Genomic DNA, 4,147 nt, shown 5'->3' with positions numbered 1-4,147 from the left:
TCTCATCCCGTGTCATCGCGTGCTCAGACAAAACGGCGACCTGGGCGGCTATCACTGGGGCGAGGCGCGCAAACATGCCATACTGGCCTGGGAAGCCGCCAGACATGAACAGTGACCTCCACTACCGTTCGCCCCGCCCGTTCCAACGACCTTGACGCTCTGAATACGGTGATCGAACGCGCCGTCATGAGCTGGGATTTGCCGGAACGCGTCAAGCGGCTGTCGCTGCCGGTCTACCGTTATTCGGCATTCGACCTGGATGCCCTGGAGGTGAGGGTCGCCGAGACGGACGACGGCGATGTAGTCGGTGTCGCCGCCTGGGAGGAAGCCGAAACGAAGGACGCACCCGGCGGACTGCACGGCCTGTTACTGCATGGGATCTACGTCGATCCGCAATGGCATCACCAGGGTATCGGCACGCGACTGTTCAAAGCCGCCGAGCAGGCGGCGCAGGATCATGGATTCGATGGCGTGCTGGTCAAGGCGCAGGCCGGCGCCGAGGGCTTTTTCGCCGCCTGCGGGCTGGAGCGACTGGCGGTGGAAAATCCTGAACGGGATTATGCGTACCGCTACTGGAAACGGACGAATGCCTGAACGGCATCCATTTCCGCCCCGCCGTCATCAGGCGGGAATCATTGAGTGCGCTGCCTGAACGCTGCCGGCGCGGACACGATCGTCCGGCGAAAGCTCCTTGGCCACCCGCTCCCGGTGACGCGCCGCATTGGGCACACCGAGTTCGGCGGCGATGGCGAACCATCTGTATGCCTCAACGTCGCTGCGTTCGACACCCTCCCCCATGGCGAAGCAACGGCCCAGATTGTTGGCCGCCTCACCATGTCCCTGTTCGGCGGCCAGGTGGTACCACTTGGCGGCCTGGTCGGCATCCTGAGGTAGACCTTCGCCCACGTCGTACAGATAGCCGATGCGGAACTGGGCCTGACTGTTGCCCGACTCGGCCGCCAGCCAGTACCAGCGCACCGCTTCGTTGGGGTCACGCGCCACACCCTGCCCTTCTTCGAACAGCACGGCGAGATTGAAGGCGGCATCCGCATATCCCTGCTCCGCCGCCTTGCGGTAATACTCCGCCGCGAGGGCCTGGTCCTGCTGCACCCCTTCGCCGTTATCCAGCAATACACCCAGGTTGTACTGCGAACGCACGTCGCCCTGATCGGCAAGCATCTGCCAGAGCTCGACCGCATGTTGGCGGTCGCCCTTTATCCAGGCAGCCAGGGCATCGGTAAAGTCGGTCATGTTTCAGCGGTCCGGTGCTGTCTTCATCTCATCGCCAGCATCAGGCGATTCAGGCGCGTCACGAAACCGGCCGGGTCCTCGAGCTGTCCGCCCTCGGCGAGCACGGACTGGTCGAACAGCACGCTGGCCCATTCCGAGAACACGGCATCATCCTGTTCGGCTTTCAACACCTCGATAAGGGGGTGGCCGGGATTGATCTCCAGCACCGGTTTGCCGACCGGCACGTCATGGCCCGCCTGTTTGAGCAGCTGCTGCATGTACAACGCCATATCGTGCTCGCCGAGCACGAGACAGACAGGAGAACTCTTGAGGCGATGCGAGACGCGCACGTCCTCGACCTTGTCGTCGAGCGTTTTTTTCAGGCGTTCCACCACATCCCGGGCGGCCTCCTCGCTTTCCGCCTGGGCCTGCTTTTCTTCCTCGCTGGCCGTTTCGTCGAGGTCCAGCTCGCCCTTGGCGATCGAGTGCAAGGATTTGCCGTCGAATTCGGCCAGATGAGCCATCATCCACTCATCCACCCGGTCGGACAGCAGCAGCACTTCGATGCCCTTGTCGCGGAACACCTCGAGGTGCGGGCTGCTGCTGGCCGCCGCATGCGAGTCGGCGGTGATGTAATAGATCTTGTCCTGTCCGGGCTGCATGCGCCCGATGTAATCGGCGAGCGACACCGTTTGCGCCGGGCCGTCGGATTTCGTCGTCGCGAAACGCAGCAGGCGGGCGATCTGCTCGCGGTTGGAAAAGTCCTCACCCGGGCCTTCCTTGAGGACGCGACCGAATTCGTCCCAGAACTGCTGGTACTTTTCGGGCTCCTTTTCCGCCATCTCTTCGAGCAGCCCCAGCACCTTTTTCACGGAACCCGCGCGCATGCTGTCGATAACGCGGTTGTTCTGCAGGATTTCGCGCGACACGTTCAGCGGCAGGTCGTTGGAATCGACCACGCCGCGAATGAAACGCAAATAGCGCGGCATCAACTGCTCGGCATCGTCCATGATGAACACGCGCTGCACGTACAGCTTCACCCCGTGCATGTGGTCGCGCTCCCAGAGATCGAACGGGGCATTGGCGGGGATGTAGAGCAGCGAGGTGTATTCGTGCCGCCCTTCGACCTTGAAATGCGTCCAGGCCAGCGGGTTCTCGAAATCGTGCGCCACGTGCTTGTAGAACGCCTGATACTCCTCGTCACTGATTTCGGTGCGGGGCCGCTGCCACAGGGCCGAGGCACGATTCACGGTCTCCCATTCACCGGTCGGCCCGCCCTTGTCGTCGCGTTCGGGCATGCGCACGGGCAGCGGGATGTGATCCGAATAACGGGTGATGATGCCCTTCAGGCGCCAGTCGTCGAGAAACTCGTCCTCTTCCGGCTTGAGATGCAGCATGACCTCGGTGCCGCGCGACGGGCGTTCGACGGTCTCGATCGTATAGCCGCTGACGCCGTCGGATTCCCACACCACACCGTGCTCCGCACCCAGGCCGGCGCGGCGGGTCTTCACCGTGATCCGATCGGCCACCATGAAGGCCGAGTAGAAACCAACGCCGAACTGGCCGATCAGCTTGGCGTCCTTGGCCTGGTCGCCGCTCAGCGACTGGAGGAAATCACGGGTACCCGACTTGGCGATGGTCCCGATGTTCTGGATCACCTCCTCGCGATTCATGCCGATACCGTTGTCGCGCACCGTCAGGGTACGGGCGTCGGCATCGTATTCCACCTGGATTTGCAGGTCGCTGTCGCCCTCGAACAGGGCATCGTCGGACAGGGCCTCGAAACGCAGCTTGTCGCAGGCGTCCGAAGCATTGGAGATGAGTTCGCGCAGGAAGATTTCCTTGTTGGAGTACAAGGAATGGATCATGAGGTGCAGCAGCTGGCTCACCTCGGTCTGGAACTGAAGATTTTCCTTATGGGCCTCTACGGTCATGGCAATAGTTATCGGATTATCCAAATGAAGCAATTCAAATGCGGACAGCCGTGGCAGTTTTCAAGGCGGGGCGTCAGCGCCGGTCCGTGCCGCAGCGCCAACAGGTGGTGAACTGGCCTTCCAGATGCTCCCCGCAGTTGGGACAGACCCAGGGCGAGGCATCGACCGGGGTCTGCAGCGTGTCGATCACCTCACGCGCCAGGGCCATGTCGCCATCGTCCAGCACCCAGACCTCCGGCTGCGTCTCGTTGACGGGCAGCTCACCCGCCGCCCCGGAGAGGTATTCGTTCTTGAGCAGGCAGCGTATGCCACGCGACTCGAGTACATCGCGCACGTACTGGGTAAACACCCGGTCGGGAGAGCTCAGGACGCGTTTCATCAACTGATCCGTTCCATGCTGCGCCGGTTACGGGTCAGCCGCGCCCAGCCGCGGCCGACATGATACCAGTGGTTGAACCATCCTTCGGAAAACAGGCGCAGCGCGTAGCCCAGCCGATGCGGCATCGTCGATTCGGCGCCGCAGGGAACGACCTGGAGTCCGAGCCCCTGCGCCATCAATTGCGCCCGCGCCAGATGATAGCGGCTGGTCACCAGTGCCAGGCGCCCGCCCGTGCTCAAATCGGGCAAGGCACGCGCCTGATACAGATTTTCCAGCGTATGGCGCGAGGCCTCCTCGATCAAAAGACGATCGGGGGACACCCCGTGCTGCAGCAGCCAGGCCCGCCCCACCGTCGCCTCGGACAGCCGGTTTTCACGGGTGACGCCGCCCAGCACCACGATGCGTTCGACCCGCCCGCCTGCATACAGGGCGCGGGCGCGATCGAGGCGCTGAATAAACTCGGGTGTGGGCCGATCGTTGTGCAGTTGTGCTCCCAGCACCAGCACGGCATGGCAACCGCTGGTTTCGGTGCCGGCCCGTGCGCCGATGCGCCAGGCGCGCCACACCAGCCACAGCCAGGGCAGGCCGAGGGTCCCCAGCAGCA

Annotated in this window: 6 protein-coding genes; 2 read left to right on the top strand and 4 right to left on the bottom strand. The window is 63.2% G+C overall.

The genetic code is table 11. The annotated features are described in order from the left end of the window. The coding region (locus P8Y64_14050) for an MGMT family protein (GenBank protein ID MEJ2061577.1) at positions 1 to 115 on the top strand (115 nt) is incomplete at its 5' end. Then, a complete protein-coding gene (locus tag P8Y64_14045; protein ID MEJ2061576.1) occupies positions 112 to 594 on the top strand; it encodes a GNAT family N-acetyltransferase in 483 nt (160 codons plus the stop codon). The genes P8Y64_14050 and P8Y64_14045, both read left to right, overlap by 4 nt. Before the next feature lie 27 nt (positions 595 to 621). On the opposite strand, the gene P8Y64_14040 is transcribed toward P8Y64_14045, so the two are convergent. From P8Y64_14040 to P8Y64_14025, 4 genes are all read right to left on the bottom strand, one after another. Then, complete coding sequence (locus tag P8Y64_14040) at positions 622 to 1,251, bottom strand: tetratricopeptide repeat protein (GenBank protein MEJ2061575.1); 630 nt, start codon at positions 1,249 to 1,251, stop codon at positions 622 to 624. 23 nt (positions 1,252 to 1,274) lie between these two features. Then, positions 1,275 to 3,164: a molecular chaperone HtpG gene (htpG, locus tag P8Y64_14035; protein MEJ2061574.1), complete on the bottom strand. Its 1,890-nt coding sequence runs from the start codon at positions 3,162 to 3,164 to the stop codon at positions 1,275 to 1,277. A 73-nt stretch (positions 3,165 to 3,237) separates the two neighbouring features. Next, a complete protein-coding gene (locus P8Y64_14030) occupies positions 3,238 to 3,543 on the bottom strand; it encodes a DUF2007 domain-containing protein (GenBank protein ID MEJ2061573.1) in 306 nt (101 codons plus the stop codon). Further along, positions 3,543 to 4,147: YdcF family protein (locus P8Y64_14025; GenBank protein MEJ2061572.1), on the bottom strand; the 605-nt coding region annotated here is incomplete at its 5' end. The genes P8Y64_14025 and P8Y64_14030, both read right to left, overlap by 1 nt.

This window comes from Gammaproteobacteria bacterium (assembly GCA_037388465.1).
Taxonomy (GTDB): Bacteria; Pseudomonadota; Gammaproteobacteria; order SpSt-1174; family SpSt-1174; genus JARRKE01.
This window is presented reverse-complemented; position numbering and strand designations above follow the sequence as displayed.